At 73.2% G+C, this 18,423-nt stretch carries 16 protein-coding genes; 6 read left to right on the forward strand and 10 right to left on the reverse strand.

Features of this window, described 5'->3' with window-relative positions:
- Positions 1–154 precede the first annotated feature (154 nt).
- Both AB7F12_RS26455 and AB7F12_RS26460 read left to right on the forward strand, forming a co-directional pair.
- The gene (locus AB7F12_RS26455) at positions 155–1,210 is read left to right on the forward strand and encodes a glycosyltransferase (protein WP_428500158.1); all 1,056 of its coding nucleotides are present in this window, start codon (positions 155–157) and stop codon (positions 1,208–1,210) included.
- A gap of 14 nt (positions 1,211–1,224) precedes the next feature.
- Complete coding sequence (locus AB7F12_RS26460) at positions 1,225–2,313, forward strand: GNAT family N-acetyltransferase (RefSeq protein WP_428500159.1); 1,089 nt, start codon at positions 1,225–1,227, stop codon at positions 2,311–2,313.
- On the opposite strand, the gene AB7F12_RS26465 is transcribed toward AB7F12_RS26460, so the two are convergent.
- The 3 genes from AB7F12_RS26465 to AB7F12_RS26475 form a co-directional block, all read right to left on the reverse strand.
- Complete coding sequence (locus AB7F12_RS26465; RefSeq protein ID WP_428500160.1) at positions 2,297–3,256, reverse strand: NAD-dependent epimerase/dehydratase family protein; 960 nt, start codon at positions 3,254–3,256, stop codon at positions 2,297–2,299. The two genes, AB7F12_RS26460 and AB7F12_RS26465, sit on opposite strands and share 17 nt — an antisense overlap.
- Before the next feature lie 9 nt (positions 3,257–3,265).
- A complete protein-coding gene (locus tag AB7F12_RS26470; RefSeq protein WP_428500161.1) occupies positions 3,266–4,408 on the reverse strand; it encodes a GNAT family N-acetyltransferase in 1,143 nt (380 codons plus the stop codon).
- A gap of 205 nt (positions 4,409–4,613) precedes the next feature.
- A complete protein-coding gene (locus tag AB7F12_RS26475) occupies positions 4,614–5,798 on the reverse strand; it encodes an FAD-dependent monooxygenase (RefSeq protein ID WP_428500163.1) in 1,185 nt (394 codons plus the stop codon).
- Between the two features lie 256 nt (positions 5,799–6,054).
- Here AB7F12_RS26475 and AB7F12_RS26480 point away from each other — a divergent pair, with 256 nt between their 5' ends.
- On the forward strand, positions 6,055–6,864 hold the full coding sequence (locus tag AB7F12_RS26480) for a hypothetical protein (RefSeq protein WP_428516963.1): 810 nt from the start codon (positions 6,055–6,057) through the stop codon (positions 6,862–6,864).
- Positions 6,865–6,884: 20 nt separating this feature from the next.
- On the opposite strand, the gene AB7F12_RS26485 is transcribed toward AB7F12_RS26480, so the two are convergent.
- The 3 genes from AB7F12_RS26485 to AB7F12_RS26495 form a co-directional block, all read right to left on the reverse strand.
- A complete protein-coding gene (locus AB7F12_RS26485; protein WP_428500165.1) occupies positions 6,885–7,595 on the reverse strand; it encodes a phosphatase PAP2 family protein in 711 nt (236 codons plus the stop codon).
- Entirely contained in the window at positions 7,592–10,168 is a 2,577-nt protein-coding gene (gene pepN, locus AB7F12_RS26490) for an aminopeptidase N (protein WP_428500166.1), read from the reverse strand. Before pepN ends, AB7F12_RS26485 begins: the two co-directional genes overlap by 4 nt.
- A gap of 108 nt (positions 10,169–10,276) precedes the next feature.
- Positions 10,277–11,377, reverse strand: coding sequence for a class I SAM-dependent methyltransferase (locus AB7F12_RS26495; RefSeq protein ID WP_428500167.1), 1,101 nt, complete (start codon positions 11,375–11,377; stop codon positions 10,277–10,279).
- A gap of 123 nt (positions 11,378–11,500) precedes the next feature.
- On the opposite strand from AB7F12_RS26495, the gene AB7F12_RS26500 reads away from it, so the two are divergent.
- Complete coding sequence (locus tag AB7F12_RS26500) at positions 11,501–12,043, forward strand: dTDP-4-dehydrorhamnose 3,5-epimerase family protein (RefSeq protein ID WP_428500168.1); 543 nt, start codon at positions 11,501–11,503, stop codon at positions 12,041–12,043.
- A gap of 137 nt (positions 12,044–12,180) precedes the next feature.
- On the opposite strand, the gene AB7F12_RS26505 is transcribed toward AB7F12_RS26500, so the two are convergent.
- The 3 genes from AB7F12_RS26505 to AB7F12_RS26515 are packed head-to-tail and all read right to left on the reverse strand — an operon-like array spanning position 12,181 to position 15,164.
- A complete protein-coding gene (locus AB7F12_RS26505) occupies positions 12,181–13,203 on the reverse strand; it encodes an NAD-dependent epimerase/dehydratase family protein (protein WP_428500169.1) in 1,023 nt (340 codons plus the stop codon).
- Positions 13,204–13,218: 15 nt separating this feature from the next.
- On the reverse strand, positions 13,219–13,869 hold the full coding sequence (locus tag AB7F12_RS26510) for a PIG-L deacetylase family protein (protein WP_428500170.1): 651 nt from the start codon (positions 13,867–13,869) through the stop codon (positions 13,219–13,221).
- Complete coding sequence (locus AB7F12_RS26515; RefSeq protein ID WP_428500171.1) at positions 13,869–15,164, reverse strand: methyltransferase domain-containing protein; 1,296 nt, start codon at positions 15,162–15,164, stop codon at positions 13,869–13,871. Before AB7F12_RS26515 ends, AB7F12_RS26510 begins: the two co-directional genes overlap by 1 nt.
- A 223-nt stretch (positions 15,165–15,387) precedes the next feature.
- Here AB7F12_RS26515 and AB7F12_RS26520 point away from each other — a divergent pair, with 223 nt between their 5' ends.
- Positions 15,388–16,014 (forward strand): DsbA family protein, encoded by a 627-nt coding sequence (locus tag AB7F12_RS26520; RefSeq protein WP_428500172.1) that lies wholly within the window; start codon positions 15,388–15,390, stop codon positions 16,012–16,014.
- Between the two features lie 67 nt (positions 16,015–16,081).
- Here AB7F12_RS26520 and AB7F12_RS26525 read toward each other — a convergent pair whose 3' ends face one another.
- Positions 16,082–16,516, reverse strand: coding sequence for a CBS domain-containing protein (locus AB7F12_RS26525; protein WP_428500173.1), 435 nt, complete (start codon positions 16,514–16,516; stop codon positions 16,082–16,084).
- A gap of 330 nt (positions 16,517–16,846) precedes the next feature.
- On the opposite strand from AB7F12_RS26525, the gene AB7F12_RS26530 reads away from it, so the two are divergent.
- On the forward strand, positions 16,847–18,271 hold the full coding sequence (locus AB7F12_RS26530; protein WP_428500174.1) for an aldehyde dehydrogenase family protein: 1,425 nt from the start codon (positions 16,847–16,849) through the stop codon (positions 18,269–18,271).
- Positions 18,272–18,423 lie beyond the last annotated feature (152 nt).

Below are 18,423 nucleotides of genomic sequence, written 5' to 3' on the forward strand. Positions count from 1 at the left end.
GCCCGGCGCCGTCGTCTCCGCCCGCAGCGGTGACCCGAGGCCGCACCGGCGGGCCCGGCCCTTGGCACGCACGGAGTCGCGTGCACGGGGCCCGGGTCGCTCCCCGCTCCCGCCGGCGCACCCGCCGGGTTCCGCCACGAGCTACGGAGGAATGTTGGGACTCCCGACGTGTGACGTCGCCATCCCGTGCTACCGCTACGGCGCCATGCTGCCGACGGCGGTGCGCAGCGTCCTGGACCAGGAGGGTGTCGAGGTCCGGGTCAGGATCATCGACGACGCGTCCGGCGACGGCAGCGCCGACGTCGCCCGCGAGCTGGCGTCGGCGGACCCGCGGGTGGAGGTCGTGGAGCACCCCGTCAACAAGGGCCACATCGCCACGTTCACCGAGGGCGTCATCGACTTCCCGACGGGCGACTACACCCTGCTGATGTCGGCCGACGACGCGCTCACCCCGGGTGCGCTGCGCCGTGCCGCCGACCTGTTCCACCAGCGCCCCGACGTCGTGCTGGTGTATGGCAACTCGATCGACTGGGACGGGTCCGAACCGCTGCCACCCGCCCGCACGGGCCCGGCGCGCCACGTGGTGCACGACGGCCGGGACTGGCTGCGCCGCCGGTTCGCGATCGGCGCCAACTGCGCCGCGTCGCCCGCGGTGATCACGCGGACCGAGACCCAGCAGAAGGCCGGCGGGTACGACGCGAAGTGCCTGCACACCAGCGACTTCGAGATGTGGATGCGGCTGTCGCTGTACGGCTCGGTGGGTTTCCTCGCCGATGTCGACCAGGCGTACTGCCGCGGCCACGGCGAGAACATGTCGGTGCAGTACGAGGAGCGCGACGGCGGCGTCGGCGACCTGCGGATGCGGCTGCTGGCCTGCACGGTCCTGCTGGAGAAGGCGGGTGACGTGCTGCCCGACGCCGACAAGCTCGACCGCACCGTGCGCCGGCGGCTGGCGGCCGACGCCCTGCAGCGGGTGTCGCGCTCCTACGACAAGGGCACGGCCGACGAGGCCGTGAACGCCCAGCTGGTCGCGTTCGCCCGCGAGACCGTCGAGGACCTGGGCTCGCTGCCGGAGTGGCACACCCTCAAGCTGCGGGAACGCCTCGGCCCGAAGGTGACCCACGCGGTCAGCCCACTCGTCGTCACGGCCGCGGGCCGGCGCGTGCGCCAGATCTGGCGCGACCGGCGTCTCGACCGCGCCGGCGTGTGAGGCGGATCGCCGAGATGGATCTCACCGGCGGCGTCCTCGGCGATCGTGGTCTCGCCGACGAGTGGGACGACCTCGCGGCCCGCACCGCATCGACGCCTTTCCACCGGCACGGCTGGTACGCCGCGTGGTGGGCGTCGTTCGGGCCGGCGGCGGGTCGGCTGGAGGTCCTCACGGCACGTCGCGAGGGCAAGCTCGTGGGGGTGCTGCCCGTCGTCGACCGGCACGGGGTGCTGTCGGCGCCGGCCAACTGGCACACGTTCGTCCACGGGCCGCTGGCCCAGGACGAGGAGGCGGCCCGCGAGCTGTGGGCGCGCTACCTCGACCGGTGCCGGTTCACCGCGCACGTCGAGCACCTGCCCGCGGCCGACCGGGCGCAGCTCGTCGGGGTCGCGCAGGACCGTCGGTTCACCGCCGTCCCGGACACGATGCAGCGGGCGCCCTACATCGCCATCGACGGCGCGTTCGACGACTACGCCGCCACCCGCGACACCCGGTGGCTGCGCCAGCTCGAGTCCCGGCGCCGCAAGCTGACCAAGGCCGGCGAGGTGCGCCTGGAGGTCCACGACGGGTCCGGCGACCCGCTCGAGCTCGACCGGGTCCTCACCGAGCTGTTCCGCGTCGAGGCGCTGGGCTGGAAGTCCGAGGCGGGCACGGCGATCGTGTCGCGGCCGGACACGCACAGCTTCTACGCGGCGCTGGCGCGCTGGGCGGCGTCGGCGGGGCTGCTGCGGGTCGCGCTGATGACCCTCGACGGGCGCACCGTCGTCGCCGACCTCGCGCTCGAGGACGAGCGGTCGCACTACTTCCTGAAGACGGGGTTCGACCCGGAGCTGCGCAGGCTCGCGCCGGGGCTGATCCTGCGCCGCGACATGGTGGCGCGGGCGTTCGAGCTCGGCCTCGACACCTACGAGTTCCTCGGCTCCGCCGACCGCTACAAGCTCGACTGGACCGACACCGTCCACGAGATCGACGAGGTCCGGCTGTTCCCGCGCACCGCGGGCGGGCTCGCGGCCCGCGCCGCGCGGGACGGGGCGCGGGTGGCGCACCGGGCGGCCCACGAGGTCACCACCCGCGCCCGGGCCGCGTTCACGCGCCGGGCGTGACCGTCCGCACCCAGTCCAGGGTGGCGCGCAGGCCGTCGGCCAGCGGCGTCGGTGCCCCGAGGCCCAGGTCGGTGCGGGCGCGGGTGACGTCGAGGCAGCTGCGCTGCACCTCGCCGTGGCGGGCCTCGGCGAGCTCGGCGGTGAACTCGCCCGGTGCGAGCCCGGCCGCGATCCCGACGGCCTCGACCAGCTCCAGCACACTCACCTCGGTGCCGGTGCCGACGTTGTAGCGGTCGAACCCGGGCGCCTCGGCGCGGGCGGCGGCGAGGTTGGCCGCGACGATGTCGCCCACGTACACGTAGTCGCGCGTCTGCGCGCCGTCGCCGAACACGGTGGGCCGGCGGCCGGTGAGCACCCGGTCGCAGAAGATCGCGATGACGCCGGCGTCGCCGGCCGGGTCCTGCCGGGGCCCGTACACGTTGCCGTAGCGCAGCGTCACGGTGTCGAGGCCGTGCGCGGCCCGGAACCAGGCGGCGTACTCCTCGGCGGTGCGCTTGGACAGCCCGTAGGCCGACAGCGGCTGCGCGGGCTCGGTCTCCGGCGTCGGCACCGTGGTGGTCTCGCCGTAGATGGCGCCCCCGGTGGACGTGTTGACCACGCGCCGCACGCCGGCCTCCAGGGCCGCGGACAGCACGTTGACCGAGCCGACGACGTTGGTCGTCGCGTCGAGGGCCGGTTCGCGCATGGAGACGCGCACGTCGATCTGCGCGGCCAGGTGGAACACGACCTCGGGGGAGAAGGCGGTGACGGCCTTGGCGACCGCCGCGCCGTCGCGCACGTCGACCTGCTCGAGACGGGTTCCGGCGGCGAACGCCGCGGCGAGGTTGGCCTCGGAGCCGTGGCTGAGGTCGTCGAGGACGAGCACCTCGTCGCCCGCGGCGACGAGCCCGTCGACGAGGTTGGACCCGATGAACCCGGCACCGCCGGTGACGATTGCACGCACGCTCCGAGCCTACGAGGAGACGGGACCCGTCTCCTCGCCGGACCGGGCGCCCCGACCGACGACACCCGTCAGCGCCCTGACCGGACGGTCGGCCAGCCGGCTCGCGGCCGATCCGGCCCGGCGTCCGGCCTTGGCCCCGAGGCCCGCCAGCCGCGCGGCCCGTCCGCCGACCGTCGGTGGGAAGAGCCGGACCTGCTCGATGCACCGGGTCTCCCCGGTCCAGCGCATCTTCTCCTCCGACGCCGACCCCATGAACTCGAACGTCGCGAGCCCCTGGGAGAAGGACCGCTCGATCAGGTCGTGGGCGAGGATGAAGCCGGGGCCCGCCGCGCGGAACTCCGGGTCGATGCCCATCTTCAGGCCGTAGTGCGACTGCCCGTCGACCAGCGCCAGCTCGCCGGCGATCGCGCGGCCCCCGAGCCGGAGCAGCGACAGTTCCAGCAGGCCCGCCGCGGCCGCCCAGCCGACGACCGAGCGGTAGAAGCGGTGCGTCGAGTCCTGGGCGACGATCGACGACCCCTGTTCGGCCTTCCAGCCGAGGTTCTCGATGCGCAGCAGCTCGCGCAGCGCGGCCTCGACCTCGTCCGGTGCGGTGTGCACCATCAGGCGCAGCTCGCCCGCCTGCTCCAGCTTGCGCCGCCGTGACCGGATGCGGCCGACGAACTTGGAGCTCAGGCCGCTGCGGTAGGCGTCGAACGTCCCGTCGAGCGGCACGTACGGCGACCGCTGGATCATCGAGCGGCGCACCCGGCAGCCGCGGTCGACGGCGAGCCCGGCGACGTGCTCGGCGTCGTCGCTGCTGAGGTGCCCGAGGTCGGCCGACAGGCTGGCCGCGCTGATCGCGCGGTCGACCAGCGACGACCGCGTCGCCGCGTCCTCGGCGAGCGGGCCGCACAGGAAGCTGTGCCAGTTGTCGAGCGTCGTGACCCGGCCCCAGCGGCGCGTCACCGGCAGGACCCCGGCGAGCCTGCCGTCGCGGCGCACCTGGACGAGCCGCACCGGGCTGGTGCCGAACGCCGACCACCACGCCCGGTACCAGCCGGGGCGCTGGAAGGGGCTCGCACCGACCCGGTCGGCGAGGTCGTCCCACTCGGCGAGCAGCGCGTCGTCGGCGAGGACGGCGGTGCCCGGCGAGGCGAGCGCGGCGGTCACCGGGCGCCCGGCCCGGAGGTCGGCGCCGTCGACGGCCCTGGCAGCGACTGGTGGAACGACAAGCCGGAACTCCTCGGTCTCGAGAGCGGTTGGCTCAGTTTCGTCATGTCCCGTGGCCGGTGTTACCGGCGTGCGCACAGCTCGCACACAGCATCGACCGACGGGCGCGCCGATGCGTCGAACGGTTGAGCGGTGGAACGGCCGGTCAGCCGTTGCGTCCGCGCAACGCGTGCAATGCCGCACGGGCCGGACGGGTGACAGGGGCTGCCGCCGCGGCGCGGCGGAGCCGGCCGTAGCCGAGGTAGGCGCCCGGGAGGCGGCGCACGATGGGCCGGCGGCGGTTGATGAGCAGGCGGGCGAAGTCGGGCGCCGGGTGGGCGATGTGGCGCGGGACGTCCTCGAACCAACGGGCGCTGCCGCGGGCCTCGGTGACCAGCGGCGCGATCTCCGACGTGCGGCGCAGCCCGTAGGCGGCCAGCGCGGCGGCGACGGTGTCGTGACGGCCGAGCTCGGCGGCCAGCGCGATGGAGTCCTCCAGGGCCAGCCGGGTGCCGGACCCGATGGTGAAGTGCGTGGTGTGCGCGGCGTCGCCGAGCAGCGCGACGTTGCCGTCGTACCAACGCTCGTTTCGCACCGTGCGGAACCGCAGCCACGGCAGCGTCTCGCCGGTGCCCTGCGGCGCGTGCAGCGGGTGCCCGTCGAGCTGTCCCGCGAACAGCTCGCCGACGAGCGCGAGCGCGTCGGCGGTGGGCATCGTGTCGAGGCCGAGCGCCGCATGGGTGGCCGCGGTGGTCTCGACGACGAACGTGCTGGCCCCGGCGGTGTAGCCGTAGGCGTGCGCCCACAGCCAGCCGTGCGCGGACTCGACGAACGGGAAGGTGAACGAGTCGAACACCTTGCTCGTGCCCAGCCACACGTAGCGGTTGTCGCCCGGGGTGACCGTGGTGCCGAAGTTGCCGGCCGCACGCACGGCGCTGCCCACCCCGTCGGCACCGACGACGACGTCGTAGGAGGCGAGCGCCGCCGGGTCGGGCTCCTCGCCGAACCGCACCTCGACGCCGACCTCGCGGGCGCGCGCGGTGAGCAGCTCACGCAGCTCCGCCCGGCCGGTGCTGTGGCCGTGCCCGCCGAGGTTGACCGGGTCGCCGCCCTGGACGTCGATCACCTGGTCGTGCCAGGTGAAGGCGACGTCGCGCAGCGCCTGTGCGGTCGGGGCGTCGGCGGCGGCGAGATCGTCGAGCAGCTCGTCCCAGAAGACGACGCCCCAGCCGTAGGTGACACCCTCGGGCGACCGCTCGAAGACGGTGACCTCGTCGACCCGGGTCAGCTGCGCGGCGAGGATGGAGAAGAACAGCCCGCCGGGGCCCCCGCCGATCGTTGCGATGCGCACGGCGCGACGTTACGAGATCACGGACGGTGAACCCGATGGGGTGCAGGTCACACCTCCGGTGACCACGCTTTGCCATCCGCTAACCCGTTGCGGTCTGGCGGCTTACATCGTTCGGGCTAACGTCGCCGGTATGGCAGTGGTCGAAGCGGACAAGGCGGCACAGGACACCTCTCCGTCACGGAATGTGACGCCGAGCCGTTCTGGGCCGACACGCCGACCGGTCACGCACCTCGTGCCCCGTCGGATCCGCACGATCGTGCGCCGCACGGGCGGCGAGCTGCGCTCGGCGGTCGACAAGGCTGCCCTCGTCGGCACCGTCACCGGCCCGAGCCGGCCGCGGATGGCCTCGCTCGTCGCCAGCACCCTGCTCGTCCCCGAGGCCCGCCGGCCCTCCGCGCGCTCGGCCCGCCCCGTCCGCGTCCCGGACCACGACGGGGCCCTCTACCTGCGCCCTCGTTCCCGCGACGTGCTCGCACTGCAGTTCGTGTTCACCGAGGGGCACCACCTCCCGCCGGCCGACCTCGCCGGTCCGGTCGAGCGGATCGTCGTCTTCGGCGCCAACATCGGCCTGCCGATGGCCGACCTGGCCGACCGCTACCCGGACGCCCGGCTGCTCGGCGTGGAGCCCGACGCCGACAACGTCCGCGTCGCCCGTGCCAACCTGGCCGGCATCGCCGATCGCGCGTCCGTCGTCGAGGCCGCCGTGTGGCACACCGCCGAAACGCTCTCCCTCGGCTGGGAGACCGACGCGTGGGGCCTGTCGGTCGCACCCGCCGAGCCGGACGGGACCGAGACCGTCGTCGAGGCCGTCGCGGCCGCCGACGTCGTCGACGGGTTCGCCGACGACGGCCCGGTCGACTACCTGCTCGTCAACATCGAGGGCGGCTGGCACGACCTGCTCGCCCACGACGCCGGCTGGGCCCGCTCGGTCCGCTGCATCAAGGTCGAGATCCAGGACCGCTACGACGAGGCCGTCGCCCTGCTGGAGGGCCTCGGCTTCGACACCAGCATCGAGCGGCTGCCCTGGGGCGCGTTCGTCACCGGCATCCGCCGTCCCCCGCGGTGACGCAGGCGGCTTGACCCGCGTCAGGCCGCGTTCCCGGTGCGCCGGCCCAGGACCTGGCCGGCGGTCCGGTCGATCACCAGTGCCACGGCGAGCACCGCCACCAGCGCCGTGCACGCGCCCCCGACGGTGTCGGTCGGGTAGTGCACGTGCTGCACGACGAGCGCCGTCGCCATCGTCGCCGCCACGACCAGCGGCAGGACGACGACGATCACGATCCGCGCAGCCGTCGCCCGCACCGCCGAGGCCAGCAGCAGCGCCATGACCAGCGTCAACGCCGTCGCCGCGCCGGTGTGCCCGCTCGGGTAGGAGTCGGCGCCGTCGAGCGTGCGCCCGACCAGCGGCTTGAGCACGATCGACGTCAGGACCCCGGTGAGCGCGGGCCCGAACAGCGCCAGCAGCGCGATCCGCGGCCGCCCCACCGCGAGGCACACCGCCGTCACCACGACGACGAGCACGACCATCGACGCCACGTTGCCCAGCGCGACGACCACCGGGAAGAACCCCGCCCGGCCGGCCCGGATCCCGACGAGCGAGGCCTCGATCCGCTCGTCGACCGCGCTGCCGTAGTCGTGGCCCGCGACCAGCACCGCGCCCACGACGAGCACGATCAGCGTGGGCACGATCACGACGACCGCGATCACGTTCAACGGGCGGGGCAGGACGACCCGGTCCCAGCGCAGCGTGGTGACGGCCTCCCGCGCCTCGGACCGCAGCCGTTCCGCCCCCGTCACGACCGGTCGAACTCGCGGGCGGCCAGCGCCCGCACGATGCCGGCCCGGCCCTCCGACACCAGGCGGCGCAGTGCCGGCGGGTGCGACTCGTCGGCCAGCCACGCGTCGGCGGCGTCGACCGTCGACTTCTCGACGGCCCACGACGGGAACAGACCCAGCACGACCGACTGAGCCCGCTCCGACGTGCGCCGCTCCCACACGCCGGCGACCTCGGCGAAGTAGCGCTCCACGTACGGCGCGAGCAGCGGCCGCTGGCCGGGGTGGGAGAAGCCGCCGATGATGGCCTCGTTGACGGCGTTGGGGATGTCGTCGTCGTGGACGGCCCGCTCCCAGGCGGTGGCCTTGGCCTCCGCGGTGGGGACGAGGGCCCGCGCCCGCTCCGCCTGCCGGCGACCCGTCGACGTGGGGTCGCGTTCCAGCTCGGCGTCGATCTCGGCGTCGGTGGCCCTGCCGTGGGCTGACAGCGCCTGCAGCAGCCGCCACCGCATGTCGGTGTCGACGCTGAGCCCCTTCGGCACGTCGACGTCGAGCAGCCAGCCCCGGAACCGCTCCAGCGTCGCGTCGTCGAGCACGCACGCCGCCAGCGAGTTGACCACCGACAGCTGAGCGTCCGACCCGGGCGGGGCCGTGTCGAGGCGGAACCGCAGCGCGTCGACGAGCAGCGGCCAGCCGCGCTCGGCCGCCCAGGTCTCGTCGGCGTAGGACGCGACCGACGTCTGCGCCTGCATCAGCAGCCGCTGCACCACACCGATCTCGGTCTCCGCGCCGAACCCGCCCGCCAAGAGCGAGACGAAGTCGCGGGCCTTCAGCTCGGCCTCACGCGTCATCTCCCACGCCGCCGACCAGCACAGCGTCCGCGGCAGCGGCTCGGCGATGTCGCCGATGCGGTCGACCAGCACCGTCAGCGAGTCCGGGTCCAGCCGCAGCGCGCAGTAGGTGAGGTCGTCGTCGTTGACCAGGACGAGCTTGCCGCGCGGCACCCCGATCAGGTCGGGGACGGGCGTGCGCTCGCCGGTGACGTCGACCTCGACGCGGTGCGTGCGGACCAGCCGCGGGCTGCCCTTCGCGTCGTCGCCCTGCGGCTCGTCGTCGTAGACGCCGACGGCGATCCGGTGCGTGCGCAGCTCACCGGCGCCCGGCCGGGCACCGCCCTGCACGACCTCGAAGCGCACGATCCGGCCGTGCTCGTCGACGTCGAACGACGGGCGCAGCATGTTGAGCCCGGTGGTGCGCAGCCACTGCGCGCCCCAGTCGGACAGGTCGCGACCCGACGCCTTCTCCAGCGCGCCCAGCAGGTCGCCGAAGGTCGCGTTGCCCCACGCGTGCGCCTCGAAGTAGGCCCGCAGGCCCGTCATGAAGGCGTCCAGCCCGACGTAGGAGACCAGCTGCTTGAGCACCGACGCGCCCTTGGCGTAGGTGATCCCGTCGAAGTTGACCTCGACCGCCTGCAGGTCGGGGATGTCGGCGGCGACCGGGTGCGTCGAGGGCAGCTGGTCCTGGCGGTAGGCCCACGACTTCTCGACGTTCGCGAACGTAGTCCACGCGTTCGTGTACTCGGTGGCCTCGGCCTGGCAGATCACCGACGCCCACGTCGCGAACGACTCGTTGAGCCACAGGTCGTCCCACCAGCGCATGGTCACGAGGTCGCCGAACCACATGTGCGCCATCTCGTGCAGGATCGTCTCGGCGCGCCGCTCGTAGAGGAACCGCGTGACCCGCGACCGGAAGACGTAGTCCTCCAGGAACGTCACCGCGCCCGCGTTCTCCATGGCGCCCGCGTTGAACTCCGGCACGAACAGCTGGTCGTACTTGCCGAACGGGTACCGGACGCCGAAGTTGCGGTGGTAGAACCCGAAACCCTGCTTGGTCTCGGTGAACATCCGCTCGGCGTCCATGTGCTCGGCCAGCGACGCCCGGCAGTAGATGCCCAGTGGAATGTCGGGGCCGTCGCCGTCGGAGTAGGTGTCGGTCCACTCCGCGTACGGCCCGGCGATCAGCGCGACCAGGTACGTCGACATGATCTCGGTCGTCGCGAACCGGTGGACGCCCTTCTCGACGCTGTCGGCCGCCGCGTTGGAGACGACCTTCCAGCTCTCCGGCGCCGCCACCGTGATCGTGTAGCGCGCCTTGAGGTCGGGCTGGTCGAAGCAGGCGAACAGTCGCTTCGCGTCGGCCGTCTCGAACTGGGAGTAGAGGTACACGCCGTCGTCGACCGGGTCGACGAAGCGGTGCAGGCCCTCACCGGTGTTCATGTACCGGCCCGTGGCGACGACGGTCAGCTCGTTGTCGGCCGCCAGCTCGGGCAGCGCGATGCCGTCGTCCTCGCGGTAGCCCGAGACGTCGAGCGCGGTGCCGTTGAGCGTCGCCGACGCGACCGACTCGCCGACGAAGTCGATCCAGCTCGACGAGCCGGGCCGGAGGCCGCGGAACCGGACCGTGGTCGTCGTCGCGAACGTCGTCTCGCCCGGGGCGCCCGCGCCGTCGGTGAGGTCGAGGTCGACGGTGTAGGAGTCGACCTCGATCGCGGATGCGCGCAGCTCGGCGTCGGCACGGGTCAGGTTGGGCGGGGCCATGCGCTCTCGGGACTCCTCCGGGGGGCGGTTGCGACGGGTGCGATCCAATCACGGAACGGACGCCGCGTCGCGCGCGATCCCGTCGGGGAGGCGACCCCCGTTACCCGGTCAGACCGTGGTGCCCGCGGGCACCCAGCGCCCACCCGCGGCCTCGACCTCCGGCAGCGCGCGGCGCACCTCGTCCATCAGGTCGGGGACGAACAGCACGACGACCCCCGGCTCGGCGGCGAGCAGGTCGGCGGGCGGTACGACCGGGATCCCCGACCCCGGCATCCGGCAGCCGTGCTTGGCGGGTGAGGCGTCGGCGACGGCGGTCAGGGTGTCGGGGCCGACCCCGGCCATGTGCAGCAACGCCACGGCCCGCGAGGCCGCGCTGTAGCCCATGACGCGACCGCCCGAGGCGACCGCGGCGTCGACCGTCTCGCGCAGCGCTGTCGCCGACGTGCCCACCGACTCCTGCAGCGCCCCGGCCCTGACCGGGTCGTGTACCCCACCGGCGAGCTCGGCGTCGACGACCTCGGCGACCGACGGCCCCGCGCTGCCCCCGCGGCGCGCGGCGAGCAGCACGGTGCCGCCGTAGAGCGGGAACGTCCACGCATCGGTGACGGTGAGCCCGCGCTCGGCGAGCATCGCGACGGCCGTCGGCGTCGAGTAGTAGGCGAAGTGCCCGTGCCGCACCGCGTTCCACTGCCCGTGGCGCAGGATCGCGGCGAAGGTGTGGAACTGGAAGAGGAAGACGCCGTCGTCGGCGAGGCGGGCCAGCAGCCCGTCGAGCGCCGCGGCCTGGTCGGGGGCGTGCATCAGTCCGAACGACCCGTCGACGACCACGTCCGCCCGCGCACCGGGCCCGGCGGGGTGGATGCCGCGGCCGGCCAGCTCCGGCAGCCACGACCCGCCGTGCGGGGTCGGGCCCTCGACGACGGTCCCGCCCGCCGGCAGCAGACCGGCCGCAGCGGCGGCGGCCACGGCGTCGCGGCGCTGGTCGGTGAGCGCCCGCGGCTCGATGCCCTCCGGCTGTTCGGGGACCTCGTCGTCGTCGGGGAGCTGGGCCAGGCCGCACCCCGCGCACAGCCAGAGCCGCAACGGGTACAGCGGGTCCGGGCCCGGTTCGGTGATCGGCGGGAAGTACTCGCTCGCGGGCTGGGAGCCCAGGTCGAGGACGAGCTCACCACGGTCGCCGCCGCACCAGCGGCACACGATCGACGACACGGACCGGTCCTTCCGCAGGGGGTGCCGGCGACCGCGGCCGGCACCGGGTCACTCGGCGCCCGGCCCCGAGGTGTTACCCGACCCTGCGGTGTCACACGGTCGTGGGTGGAGCAGAGTGGACACGTGGACGTTCGCACCTGCGCCATCGAGGGCGTACTGCTGTTCGTGCCGACGCCGTTCCGCGACGACAGAGGCCTGTTCACCCGCACATTCGACGCGGCGATCGGCGCGGCCCACGGGGTCGACCTCGGTCCGCTGGCGCAGGACAGCCAGTCCCGGTCGCGGCTCGGCACGATCCGGGGCATGCACGGCCGTCGCGGCGAGGGCGAGGCGAAGCTCGTCCGCGCCGCCCACGGCGCCGTGCACGACGTGCTCGTCGACGCCCGCCCCGGCTCGCCGACGTTCGGCACCGTCGCCTCGTTCCGGCTCGACGACGAGGAGTTCCACCACCTCTACGTCCCCGCCGGGCTGCTGCACGGGTTCCAGGCGCTCACCGAGGTCGCCGACGTCTGCTACCGGATCGACCGCCCGCACGCGCCGGGGGAGGACGTGTCGGTCGCCCACGACGACCCCGACCTCGCGATCGTCTGGCCGCTGCCGGTGACGGCGATCAGCGACCGCGACCGCGCGGCCGGCAGCTGGGCCGCCCTCGTCGCGGCGACGTGAGCGACGGCCGCTGCGCGGGAGCCGTCGTCAGTGGCAGCCGGACCGGGCGGCGGCCGGACCGAGCAGCGGCCGGACCGGGGCGGCAGACCTCGTGCGCGGTAATGGTCGCTATAGCGACCATTACCGCGCACAGGGGTTCATGCCGGGCGCAGGGTCGCGTCCAGGGTCCCGGCGGCCTGGCGGTCGGCGAGCACCGCGAGGCGGGTGAAGCGCCGGTCGAAGGCCTCCTGGGTCAGGCCGTGTGTCCGGTAGGCCTGGGCCAGCTCGGCCGCGCCGTCGGCGACCGACCACCCGGCCCGGAAGTCGGGCAGCAGCTTGCCGATCTTGGTGAAGTCGACGCGGTAGGAGCGCGGGTCGCCGCCGGTCTCCCCGGTGACCAGCAGCTCGGCCTCCGGGACGACCTTCTTCACCTCGGCCGCGATGTCGCTGACCTGCACGTTGTTGTCGGTCGACCCGACGTTGAACGCCTCGCCGCGCACGACGTCGGCCGGTGCGGCCAGCGCGGCGACGACGGCTCCTGCGATGTCGCGGGCGTGCACGAGCGGCCGCCACGGCGTGCCGTCGCTGAGCACCTTGATCGTGTTGGACAGGATCGCGTGCCCGACGAGGTTGTTGAGCACGATGTCGGCGCGCAGCCGCGGGGAGAAGCCGAAGGCGGTGGCGTTGCGCAGCGACACGGGCACGAAGTCGGCGTCGGCGAGGTCGACGAGGTCACCCTCGACGCGGACCTTCGACTCCGCGTACGGCGTCACCGGCCGCATGGGGGCGTTCTCGTCGAGGATGTCGTCGGTACCGGAGGCGCCGTAGACCGAGCACGTCGAGGCGTAGACGAAGCGCCCGACACCGGCCTCCTTCGCCAGCCGCGCGAGCCGCGTCGACGCGTGGTGGTTGATGTCGTAGGTGTGCTGCGGCGCAAGGGAACCGAGCGGGTCGTTGGACAGCGCCGCGAGGTGCACGACGGCGTCGAACCCGGCGAGGGCGTCGACCTCGACGTCGCGCAGGTCGACCGCGATGCCCGGCGGGTCGGAGGGGGCGGGGCCGAGGACGGACGTCGCGTAGAGGCCCGAGTCGAGGCCGACGACGTCGTGCCCGGCGTCGGTGAGGATCGGGGCCATCAGCGTGCCGAGGTAGCCCTGGTGGCCGGTGAGCAGGACGCGCATCGCGCAGTTCCCCTTTCAGGCGCCTGGAGCGCCGACGATCATCCGGGTGGGGTGGAAGCCCTCGGCATAGCGGCGCCCGCACTGGACGCCGCGGACGCGGGCCAGGCCGCGGAAGGTCTCCTCGTCGAACCAGTGCCGGGCCTTCTGCGACGGGTAGTGCTCGTGCAGCAGCCGCACCTTCTCGTCGACGACGTCGGCGTCGAGGGGCCACAGCACCGCGGGCTGGGCGAGGTCGGGCCCGGCCTTGAGGATCTCGTAGCCCAGGACCAGGTGGTCGCGGAAGACGGTCGGTGCGAGCCGGGCGAGACCGCGGTGGTCCTGGTGGTCGTCGTGGCGCGACGTGCACAGCACGAGATCGGGTTCGCAGGTCCGCCGGAAGTCCTCCAGCGCCTCCTTGGCCCGGTTCCAGTGCGCGGGCAGCCGGCCGTCGGGGACGTCGAGGATCGTGACCGACAGGTCGGCGTCCGGGCAGAACGCCGCGAGCGCGGCACGTTCCTCGTCCTCGCGGTCGGTGCCGGCGCCGGACAGGACGAACGCGCGCACCCGCAGCCCGGGCCGCGACCGGCACAGCGACAGGACGGTCCCGCCCGCCCCGATCGCGATGTCGTCGCAGTGCGCGCCGAGCAGGACCAGCTCGTCGAGCGCCTCGGGCGCGAGTCCCCGCATCAGGACCCGGTACCGGGGTCGACGACCTGAAGCGTGGGGATCGGGAACACCAGCTTCCCGCCCCACGCACCCACGACCGGGGCGAGCTGCGCGGTGATCTCCTCACGCAGGTTCCACGGCAGGACCAGCACGTAGTCGGGCCGGTCGGCCTCGATGCGGTCGGGGGAGTGGATCGGGATCCGGGTGCCGGGGGTGAACCGGCCGTGCTTGTAGGGGTTGCGGTCGACGGTGTAGGCGAGCAGGTCCGGGCGGATGCCGCAGTAGTTGAGCAGGGTGTTGCCCTTGCCCGGTGCGCCGTAGCCGACGACGGTCTTCCCGGCGTCGGCGGCGTCGATGAGGAAGCGCATCAGGTCGTTGCGGATGCGGGAGACGTCGCGGGCGAAGCCGGCGTGTCCCTCGACGGTGTCGAGGCCGGCGGCGGCCTCGGCGGCGAGCACCTCGGCGACGGCCGGGGCGGGCACCGCACCCAGCTCGGTGGGCCGGGCCCACAGCCGGACGGAGCCGCCGTGGGTCGGGACGAGCTCGACGTCGACGACGTCGAGGCCACCCGCCGCGAGCGCCTTCTGCGCGGTCGCGACCGTGTAGTACTGGAAGTGCTCGTGGTAGATCGTGTCGAACTGACGCAGCGCCACCAGCGTCAGCAGGTGCTGCACCTCGATCGACACCCAGCCGTCGTCGGCGACCATGGCGCGCAGGCCTCGGGCGAACCCGACGACGTCGGGGATGTGGGCGAACACGTTGTTGGCGACGACGAGCCCCGCCGGCCCGTTCTCGGCCCGCACCCGGGCCCCGGTCTCGGGGGACAGGAACGCCGTCAGCGTCGGGACACCCTTCTCCCGCGCGGCCTCGCCGACGTTGACGCTCGGCTCCACCCCGAGCGCGCGGATGCCGCGGGCGACGACGTGCTGCAGGAGGTAGCCGTCGTTGCTGGCGGCCTCGACGACGAGCGAGTCCGGGCCCAGGCCCGTCCGCTCGACGGCGGCGTCGACGAACCGTCGCGCGTGCTCGACCCACGAGGAGGAGAACGAGGAGAAGTAGGCGTACTCGGTGAAGGTCTCACCGGGGTCGATCAGCGGCGGCAGCTGCACGAGCAGGCAGTCGGCACACACCCGCGCATGCAGCGGGAACGTGGCCTCGGCCCGTTCCAGCGCCTCCGCGGTGAGGAACAGCTCGCACGGCGGCGTCGCGCCGAGGTCGACGAAGCTGCGCAGGTCGGTCGAGCCGCAGAGCCGGCAGCTCAGCGCGACGTCGGGCGCCTGCGCGGTGGCCGGGCTTTCGGTGGTCGACGACGTCATCGGTTCCTCCGGTCGACGGATCGTGTCCCCCGTGGTCTCGGATCGGCGGCCGATTACGTTTGGTGAGGCTCGCGACGTCGTGCGGTCCCCAGGGGGAGGGGAACACGTCCGGGGGATCGGTGGTTGTCGCCTGCGGGGAGGCACGTCCAGGTCAGAGAGCTCCGCATCCCGGCCCGTTCGCGGACCCCCACGACGAACCCGGAGATCGACGAACGGAGAGAACGTGAGCAGCACCGAGTCCGCACGGACGCGAGTCGACGTCTGGTTCGACCCGAGGTGCCCGTGGGCCTGGCTGACGTCGCGCTGGATCCTCGAGGTCGAGAAGGTCCGCGACATCGACCTGAACTTCCACGTCATGAGCCTGTCGGTCCTCAACGAGAAGCGTGAGGACCTGTCGGAGCAGTACAGGGCGATGCTCGGCCCGGGCTTCGGTCCGGTGCGGGTGTGCATCGCCGCCGCACGCGAGCACGGCCAGGAGATCCTGCGCCCGCTGTACACGGCGATGGGGGAGCGGCTGCACAACAAGCAGATCAAGGACCTCGACGTCGTGATCAAGGAGTCGCTGGCGGAGCTGGGCCTGCCGGAGTCGCTGGCCGAGGCGGCCACCAGCACCGAGTTCGACGAGGAGCTGCGCGAGAGCCACCACCGCGGCATGGACCCGGTGGGCACGGAGGTCGGCACCCCGACCATCCACGTCGACGGCATCGCCTACTTCGGCCCGGTCATCTCACGGGTCCCGAAGGGTGAGCAGGCGGGCAAGATCTTCGACGGTGCCCGGCTGCTCGCCGAGTACCCGTACTTCTTCGAGCTGAAGCGCACCCGTACCGACGACCCGCACTTCGACTACTGATCTCCCCGAACACGAGCGACGGCCCGCCACGTCCGTGTGGCGGGCCGTTCTGCGCCCAGGGGGTGGGTCAGCGTGCGGCGATGTAGGCGTCGCGCAGGACGCCCGTCTGCAGCTCCATCTCGCGCACCCGGTGCTGCACGAGGTCTCCGATGCTCACCATCCCGACCAGCCGACCGCTGTCGACGACCGGCAGGTGCCGGTAGCGGCCGCGGGTCATGAGGGCCATGGCGTGGGTGAGCGACTCGGTCGACGTGACCGTGGAGACATTGCGCGTCATGATGTCCTCCACGTTGGCGGCCAGCAGGCGCGTGCCACGCCTGGCCAGCTCGCGGATGACGTCGCGCTCGGAGACGATGCCGGTGATGCGGCCGTCGCCGTCGCTGACGAGCAGCGCTCCGATCCGGTGCTTCTCGAGGCGTTCGACAGCCTCTGCCACGGTCGCCCAGGGCACCACGCTGTGCACGGTCCGCCCCTTGGCATCGAGGACATCGGCGATGTTCATGAGTACCTCCTCGCAGTGGCGAGCCCCAATGATGAGGCGGAGATCATGTTCGGGCAGGAGCGCGTGACCTGCCTCACCGCTGTGGGGGAACTCAGGGGCGGACTTCGACCGCTTCGGGTGCGGCCGCGAGCACGTGCCGACGGTGTGCCGTCACCCGGACGGCCACTCCCAGGAGCAGCACCGCGGCCAGGCCGGACACGGTCCCGCCACGACAGCGCCGGCACGGATGCGAACGACCGGACCCGGTGTGACGGATGTCGTGGCACGGGGGTGCGGATCGGCCCCGCACGACACGGCACGACCCGGGGCAACCGTGTGAGGATCGGGCGCATGGCAGCACCGACGCTGAACACAGCCGGACACTGGATCGCAGGAGAGACGGTCGCCGCGACGGGCGAGACGATCGACGTCGTCAACCCGGCGACGGGCGAGGTCGTCGGCACCGTGCCCGCGGGCACCGCCGAGGACGTCGACCGCGCGGTGCGCGCGGCACGGGCCGTGCAGCGGGAGTGGGCGGACGTCGACGTCGCCGAGCGCGCGGCCGTCGTCCAGCGCATCTCCGACGGTCTGAAGGCCCGCGCGGAGGACGTCGCGTCGTCGATCACCGCGGAGATGGGCTCGCCGATCACCTTCTCGCGCAAGGTGCAGGCCACCATGCCGGTCGGGTCGTCGCGCGGGTTCGCGAAGCTCGCCGCCGACTTCCCGTGGCAGGAGGAGATCGGCAACTCCCTCGTCGTGAAGGAGCCGATCGGCGTGGTCGGGGCGATCACGCCCTGGAACTACCCGCTGCACCAGATCGTCGCGAAGGTCGCGCCGGCGCTGCTGGCGGGCAACACCGTCGTCCTCAAGCCGACGGAGATCGCGCCGCTGACCGCGCAGCTGCTGGCGGAGGTCGCCGCGGAGGCGGGCCTGCCTGCGGGGGCGTTCAACATCGTGCACGGCACCGGGCCGGTCGTCGGCGAGGCCATCGCCGCGCACCCCGACGTCGACATGGTGTCGTTCACCGGGTCGACGCGGGCGGGCAAGCGGGTGTCGGTCGTCGCCTCGGAGACGGTGAAGCGGGTCGCGCTGGAGCTGGGCGGCAAGTCCGCCAACGTGATCCTCCCCGACGCCGACCTGAGCAAGGCAGTGAAGCTCGGGATGGGCAACGCCTGGATCAACGGCGGCCAGACGTGCACGGCGTGGACGCGGATGCTGGTCCCCGCCGACAAGCAGGACGAGATCCTGGAGATGGTCGAGGCCGCGGCGGCGAAGTACACCGTCGGCGACCCGGCGCAGGAGTCCACCCGGATCGGCCCGATGTCGTCGGAGACCCAGCGGCAGCGGGTGCACGGCTACATCGAGCGCGGCATCGCCGACGGCGCGCGCGTCGTGTTCGGCGGCGCCGGGCAGGTCGAGGGGCTGGAGACCGGCGCCTACGTGCGGCCGACCGTGTTCGCCGACGTCGCCCCCGACGCCGTCATCGCCCGCGAGGAGATCTTCGGCCCGGTGCTGTCGGTGATCCCGTACCGCGACGAGGAGCAGGCCGTCGCGATCGCGAACGACACCGTGTACGGCCTCGCGGGTGCGGTGTTCGGCGAGGACGACCACGCCCTCGCGGTGGCCCGCCGGATCCGGGCCGGGCAGATCGACGTCAACGGCGGCGCCTTCAACATCATGGCGCCGTTCGGTGGCTACAAGCAGTCGGGCAATGGTCGCGAGCTGGGGCGTTACGGGCTGGAGGAATTCCTGGAGACCAAGGCGATCCAGCGCTGACAGGGAGCGCGCTGGACAACCCGGGCCTACTGCGGCCGGAGTTGTTCGGCACCCTCCCGGAGTGACAGATCACGTCGCTGAGGGTGACGAACCGGGCCGAACCGGACGGGGTGCATCCCCGCCCGGGCGGCCCGGCGTCGCTCGATAGGATC

The sequence above is a fragment of the Pseudonocardia sp. genome, assembly GCF_050250275.1.
GTDB lineage: Bacteria > Actinomycetota > Actinomycetes > Mycobacteriales > Pseudonocardiaceae > Pseudonocardia.

Coding starts and splice junctions, on each gene's coding strand:
- AB7F12_RS26460 (WP_428500159.1), top strand. CDS start 1,225: ATGGATCTCACCGGCGGCGTCCTCGGCGATCGTGGTCTCGCCGACGAG.
- pepN (WP_428500166.1), bottom strand. CDS start 10,168: ATGGCCCCGCCCAACCTGACCCGTGCCGACGCCGAGCTGCGCGCATCC.
- AB7F12_RS26505 (WP_428500169.1), bottom strand. CDS start 13,203: ATGCGCGTCCTGCTCACCGGCCACCAGGGCTACCTCGGCACGCTGATG.
- AB7F12_RS26510 (WP_428500170.1), bottom strand. CDS start 13,869: ATGCGGGGACTCGCGCCCGAGGCGCTCGACGAGCTGGTCCTGCTCGGC.
- AB7F12_RS26515 (WP_428500171.1), bottom strand. CDS start 15,164: ATGACGTCGTCGACCACCGAAAGCCCGGCCACCGCGCAGGCGCCCGAC.
- AB7F12_RS26525 (WP_428500173.1), bottom strand. CDS start 16,516: ATGAACATCGCCGATGTCCTCGATGCCAAGGGGCGGACCGTGCACAGC.
- AB7F12_RS26530 (WP_428500174.1), top strand. CDS start 16,847: ATGGCAGCACCGACGCTGAACACAGCCGGACACTGGATCGCAGGAGAG.